The sequence below is a fragment of the Planktotalea sp. genome, assembly GCF_018607965.1.
In the GTDB taxonomy this organism is placed as follows: Bacteria; Pseudomonadota; Alphaproteobacteria; order Rhodobacterales; family Rhodobacteraceae; genus Planktotalea.
Window position 1 is genome coordinate 1 of sequence record NZ_JABBAM010000012.1, and the last position, 5,858, is coordinate 5,858.

Sequence of the window (5,858 nt, forward strand, 5' to 3'; positions counted from 1 at the left end):
CGTTTTCGAATCGTTCTGCGCACGGCGTGTGAGCATAAAAAGCGTCCTAAACATCAGATAGGCCCAGACGATGAATGCCACCGCCTGAGAAATTATCAAGATCAGAACGTCTGTGCTCACCCTTGCAGGGCAGCCCACATATCCAGATCGCGCTGCGCGGTCCAAATGCGGGGCGTGTCGATGCCACGGGCTTCGTCATAGGCGCGTGCGACGTTGAAGGGCAGACAATGCTCGTATATCGCGTAATCGGCGAATTTGGGGTCACAAGAGGCGCGCACAGCGTCCCATGCTTCCTTCAGGCTGCCACCACGTGCCGCAACTTTGGTTGCAGGCAGATACGTGCTTTCGACAAAGTCACGTGTGCTCTCAATCGCGCGGTACACGGCATCTTTGCCAATCAATGCGCCCCCACGACCGGGCGCAATTGCGTCCACATCGAACGATGCGATGTTGTCCAGCGTTTCGCCCCAATCGCTAAAGTGGCCATCACCACAATAACACGCAGAATGATCTTCAACGATATCGCCAGTGAACATCACGTTCTCATCTGGAACATGGATCACGATATCACCCGCTGTGTGCGCACGACCAAGATGCATCAGATCAATGCGGCGATTGCCAAGGTAGACCGTCATATCATCGTTGAACGTCGTTGTGGGGTAGGTCAGGCCCGGAATGCTTTCATGGCCTTCAAACAGACGCGGGAAGCGTTGAAATTCACTGTCCCAATCTTCTTGGCCCCGTTCCACAACCATCGCGCGGGCAATGTCGCCCATGATGATTTGCTCGGCACCATACGCGGATGCACCCAGAACGCGAACCGCGTGGTAGTGCGTCAGGACAACGTGGCTGATCGGCTTGTCCGTGACTTCGCGAACCTTTTCGATTACCTTGTTGGCAAGGCGCGGTGTTGCTTGCGCTTCAATGATCATCACGGACTCATCGCCAATAATAACGCCAGAGTTGGGATCGCCCTCGGCCGTGAAGGCCCAAACGTCGCGGCCTACTTCGTCGAACGTGATTTTCTTTTCGGTCATGTCGCCTTGTGATGCGAATGCTTTTGCCATTGGGGTCGTTCCTTATTTTGCAAGCCAAGTCACGGCGGGAAGGATTTTCCCGACGCAATCGCCAAATCCGATTTTAAATCCGTCACCGCGCGCAGCCCCGCGCAGTGTCACTGTATCGCCGTCCTCTAGGAACCCGCGGACCTCGCCAGTTTCCAGAGTGAAGGGTTCTTTGCCAGCCCAGCTTAGCTCCATAAGTGAGCCATATTCAGAATGGTCCGCACCAGAGATTGTGCCAGAGCCCAGCAAGTCGCCCGCTGTCATGGCGCACCCACTGCTGGCGTGATGCGCCAGTTGTTCAGCGGCAGAATAGTACATGCGATTGTAGTTGGTCTTTGCGATCGAACTGGCTTTGGCCGCGCCCTCAGGCTGCATCAACACTTCAAGTTCAATGTTATAAAGCCCATCCTTGGATCCATCCAAGTAAGGCAGCAGCGTGAAATCACGCGCAGGCGTCGGCGCGCGGAACTCTTCCAGCGCCGCAGCAGTCACGATCCAAGGGCTGATAGACGTGCCGAACGCTTTGCCCTGAAACGGACCAAGGGGTTGGTATTCCCAGCCTTGGATATCGCGCGCAGACCAGTCGTTCAGAAGGACATAGCCAAAGATCATTGTCTCCGCGTCATCAACCGTGATGGGCTGACCCAACTCGTTTCCTTTGCCGACAATTGCGCCAAGTTCCAATTCGATGTCCAAACGCCTGGACGGTCCAAAGCTGGGCGTCTTTGCATCTGGCGCTTTGGTCTGGCCGTTGGGGCGGTGAATATCTGTACCAGATACGACCACAGAGGACGCACGCCCGTTATAGCCAATTGGGATATGCAGCCAGTTCGCGGGCAAACTGGGGGATCCACGTAGGATTGCGCCCATGTTTTGCGCGTGCTGACGACCTGCATAAAAGTCGGTGTATTCTGCAACAAGGAACGGCATGTGCATTTCGACATCTGCGCGTGGAACCAGCAGGTCAGTTACGAGCGCTTCGCCTGAAAAGCCCTCGGTCAGGATTTCTGTCAAACGCGCACGCAATGTATCCCATGTGGCGCGGCCGTCCTCCATCACTTCGTTCCAGAACGGCACGTCAAAGAGGGGTTCATCGGTGATGTCGATCAAACCCGCTTCCTCGGCAGCGCGGCAATCAAGGATCATGTCCCCAATCGCGACACCACAGCGTGGGTCAAGTGCGTCGGTGGAAAAGACACCGTAAGGAAGGTTGTTAAGCGGAAAGTCGGTTTCGGCAGAGTTGGCCGAAGTGACCCAAGAGGTGAGCAGCGTCATGTGTCGTCCTTTTAGCGGGGTGCGTGGAACCACACACCTTAAGTTAGTGTTGGTTTACTTTTTACCGGGCGTGCCGTCGAATTTCTTTTCGATATCATTCCAGCAATCGATGTAGTCGTCCTGTAGCGGTGCTTCATTCGCAGCGAAAGCAGTCAGATGCTGGGGAAAGCGTGTCTCGAACATAAACGACATCGTGTTGTCCAGCTTCTGTGCCTTTAGGTCCGCGTTAGACGCCCCTTCAAAGGCAGTCTTGTCCGGCCCATGGGGCAGCATCATGTTGTGCAGGCTCATCCCGCCGGGGATGAACCCCTTTGATTTCGCATCATATTGCCCGTAAATGTTACCCATCAATTCGGACATAATGTTCTTGTGATACCAAGGGGGGCGAAACGTGTCCTCAGCTACCATCCAGCGTTCGCGGAACAAAACAAAATCAATGTTGGCGGTGCCATCTTGGCCAGAGGGCGCCGTCAGAACTGTAAAGATTGAGGGATCAGGGTGGTCAAACAGAACTGCGCCAACGGGGCAATAGGTGCTGAGATCGTATTTAACAGGTGCGTAGTTACCATGCCACGCGACAACGTCCAAAGGCGAATGGCCGATCTTGGTTTCATGGAACTGCCCACACCATTTGATCGTCACGGTCGAGGGTGTATCGCGGTCCTCATACGCCGCGACGGGTGTTTTGAAATCACGGCTGTTAGCCATGCAGTTCGCACCAATCGGACCACGTGCTGGAAGTTCGAATTTCTGACCGTAGTTCTCACACACAAATCCACGTGCGGGACCGTCCAGAACCTCGACACGATAAAGCAAACCACGTGGAATAATTGCGATCTCTTGGGGGGCGACATCAATCACACCCAGTTCAGTGCAGAACCGTAGATGGCCTTCTTGTGGCACGATCAACAGCTCTGAATCAGCGGAATAGAAATAGCTATCGACCATGCTCTCGGTGACTAAATAAATGTGGCTCGCCATGCCGACCTGCGTATTCACATCACCCGCCGTGGTCATCGTGCGCATACCTGTCAGCCACGTGAGCGATTGATCAGAATGGGGAACAGGATCCCAGCGATATTGACCAAGGCTGATCACATCAGGGTCTACATAGGGCGCGGATTTCCAGTAGGGCATGTCTATCTTTGCAAAACGCCCCGTGTGCTTGACCGAGGGACGAATGCGATAACACCACGTGCGTTCGTTCTGATGGCTGGGCGCTGTAAACGCAGTGCCCGACAGTTGCTCGCCGTAAAGGCCGTAGTTACATTTCTGTGGGCTGTTCATGCCTTGGGGCAATGCACCGGGCAGCGCTTCGGTTTCGAAGTCATTGCCAAAGCCCGGCATGTATCCCGTGGTCGTGCCCATGGGCGTTGCGGCATGGGTCAATGAGGACGGTTTGAATTGGTCGTTCATGGCAGGCTCCCGTTTGGTATGCTTGTTGCTGGGAATATTAGTTGATTTTGTAACTAACAACCGTCAAAACCATGCGATGAGTGAAAAAGACGACTTTGATCTACAACTTTTCCTACCCTATCTGCTGAACCAAGCGGCAGAAGCGTCGAGCCTTGCGTTCACGCAGATTTACAAGGACCGGTATGGGATGTTGCGAACGGAATGGCGCGTGCTGTTTCACCTTGGTATTTACGGAACGCTGACTGCGAAAGAGATCGGCGAACGCGCGCGATCCCATAAGACAAAGATTAGCCGTGCGGTGGCGGCACTGGAAGGACGGCGCTACCTAAAACGCACACGCTTAGAACGGGATCGACGTGTTGAGGCGTTAGAACTGACCACGCTCGGCCACAGCGTGTACAACGAACTGCGCGAAGAAGCGCGACGCTATGATCAGGCGATGTCAGATCAAATGACACCTGAAGAACGCGATGTGCTGACTAAGCTATTGGTGCGCCTCAGCTTGTAAGGTGTGTGATATCACGCACCCACCCTTAGAAATCGACCGTGACACCGGGTAGGTTCAGCGACTTCATCAAATCGCGCAATTCCTGACGTGCGGCGACGTTGGAAATGTTCATCTGTTTCACCCCAACATCCTTTAGATCCAATAGGGTTAGACCACGCGGGAAAAGTTCGCGGAAAATTACGCGTTCGTTAAAGCCGGGCGCTACGCGAAACCCAATCCGTTTGGCAAGCTGCTCAATCGCGGCTTGCATTTTTTGTTTGTTCACCATGTTCTGCGCGCCCATACGATTGCGCAAAACGATCCAGTCAATCGGGGGCAGTTTGGCTTGCGCGCGCAGTTGGCGCGCGTTCCATACCATCTCTGAATACACCGAAGGTCCCTCAATCTTAACGCCGTCCGTATCGATATGGGCAAGCAGATCAAAATCGATGAAGCTGTCGTTCAAGGGCGTCACCAAAGTGTCTGCCAGCGAATGTGCGACTTGGCTTAGGCGCGTATGCGAACCGGGGCAATCTATCACAATGAAATCACAATCAGATTCCAGCGTCGCGACGGCGGCGGACAGGCGATGATCATACACGTTCTCGCCGGGGCGCAGATTACCTTGATCAATCTCGGGCAATTCCCGGTAATCAGGGCAAGGCAGATCAACACCGATTTCTTTTAGGAATGATTGACGATTCGCAACGTAGCGCCCGAATGTTTTTTGACGCAGGTCCAAATCCAGAACGTCTACTTTGTGGTTCATTCGGGATAGGGCTGTGGCTACATGCATCGACACGGTCGACTTTCCAGCACCGCCTTTTTCATTTCCTACTACAATTATATGTGCCATGCGATTGTTCCCCAGAACCCGTATTCATTAAGGAATTAGAGCATGCGCTGGGCAAACGGAAGGGGCAGTCGCATGATTTCACAGAACATGCCGTCGCTGCGCTCGCCCGCAAGCGTGAGGTAAGCGATCGTAAACGGTTTTGTTAGTACTTCTGAAAAGTAAGCCTGCGCCGCTTTTTTGGCGCTATAGAGCTCATCCGCTTTTAGGGATCCGGTCAAAGTGACATGAAACCGATAATCTGACATGACGTGCGGATAGCCCCATTTGTTCAAATTATAGCGTTGCTGATCGGACAAGCGTGACGGCGCGCGCCGTGCGATGTCTGCGTCCGTGAGCGGTGCGCGAAACGGATCCAACGCTTCAACGACCTGCTGTGCGAGATCTTTCACAGAAGTATCATCGCCGATAAGGATCAACGCCAGAAACCGCCCGATTTGAGCAATCTGTAGCCCGTCACTTGGGGCAGGTTGCAGGGTAGCGCATAATTCGGAAAAAGCCGATTTGAGCTGCTGCTCAGTTGTTCTTTCAACCAAGCGAAACGGGGCTTTTATCGTCGCGTGAAACCCGTACTTTCGCGGCTTTCGTGTGACCTGTCCTAAATCAAGATTACTGATTTGGGGCTGGTTGACGTTGATGCCATTGCCAACATCCCAACCTAACCAAGCAGCACCTTTCGCGCCGAGATTACCGTCGAACGTACAATAAATCGCGTAGCGCTCAAACATCGCGGGGTTTTCGTGTGGCAAGGTAGACGCCAAGC

General features: G+C 53.7%; 6 protein-coding genes. 1 reads left to right on the plus strand and 5 read right to left on the minus strand.

Annotated elements, in window-relative coordinates; all coding sequences use genetic code 11:
• Positions 1-116 precede the first annotated feature (116 nt).
• Genes QZ279_RS00730 through hmgA form a run of 3 tightly spaced genes read right to left on the minus strand, consistent with a single transcriptional unit; the run spans position 117 to position 3,755 of the window.
• Complete coding sequence (locus QZ279_RS00730; RefSeq protein ID WP_293446886.1) at positions 117-1,067, minus strand: MBL fold metallo-hydrolase; 951 nt, start codon at positions 1,065-1,067, stop codon at positions 117-119.
• A 12-nt stretch (positions 1,068-1,079) separates the two neighbouring features.
• Positions 1,080-2,339 carry a fumarylacetoacetase gene (gene fahA / locus QZ279_RS00735; RefSeq protein ID WP_293446887.1) on the minus strand — a complete coding sequence of 420 codons (1,260 nt, stop codon included), beginning with the start codon at positions 2,337-2,339 and terminating at the stop codon, positions 1,080-1,082.
• A gap of 54 nt (positions 2,340-2,393) precedes the next feature.
• Positions 2,394-3,755 (minus strand): homogentisate 1,2-dioxygenase, encoded by a 1,362-nt coding sequence (gene hmgA, locus QZ279_RS00740; protein ID WP_293446889.1) that lies wholly within the window; start codon positions 3,753-3,755, stop codon positions 2,394-2,396.
• 76 nt (positions 3,756-3,831) lie between these two features.
• On the opposite strand from hmgA, the gene QZ279_RS00745 reads away from it, so the two are divergent.
• Positions 3,832-4,263 carry a MarR family transcriptional regulator gene (locus QZ279_RS00745; RefSeq protein ID WP_293446891.1) on the plus strand — a complete coding sequence of 144 codons (432 nt, stop codon included), beginning with the start codon at positions 3,832-3,834 and terminating at the stop codon, positions 4,261-4,263.
• Positions 4,264-4,288: 25 nt separating this feature from the next.
• On the opposite strand, the gene QZ279_RS00750 is transcribed toward QZ279_RS00745, so the two are convergent.
• Together QZ279_RS00750 and QZ279_RS00755 are read right to left on the minus strand one after the other, a co-directional pair.
• Complete coding sequence (locus tag QZ279_RS00750; RefSeq protein ID WP_293446892.1) at positions 4,289-5,098, minus strand: division plane positioning ATPase MipZ; 810 nt, start codon at positions 5,096-5,098, stop codon at positions 4,289-4,291.
• A gap of 35 nt (positions 5,099-5,133) precedes the next feature.
• On the minus strand, positions 5,134-5,858 hold a 725-nt coding region (locus QZ279_RS00755; protein WP_293446893.1), incomplete at its 5' end, for a DUF1045 domain-containing protein.

Coding starts and splice junctions, on each gene's coding strand:
- QZ279_RS00730 (WP_293446886.1), bottom strand. CDS start 1,067: ATGGCAAAAGCATTCGCATCACAAGGCGACATGACCGAAAAGAAAATC.
- fahA (WP_293446887.1), bottom strand. CDS start 2,339: ATGACGCTGCTCACCTCTTGGGTCACTTCGGCCAACTCTGCCGAAACC.
- hmgA (WP_293446889.1), bottom strand. CDS start 3,755: ATGAACGACCAATTCAAACCGTCCTCATTGACCCATGCCGCAACGCCC.
- QZ279_RS00745 (WP_293446891.1), top strand. CDS start 3,832: ATGAGTGAAAAAGACGACTTTGATCTACAACTTTTCCTACCCTATCTG.
- QZ279_RS00750 (WP_293446892.1), bottom strand. CDS start 5,098: ATGGCACATATAATTGTAGTAGGAAATGAAAAAGGCGGTGCTGGAAAG.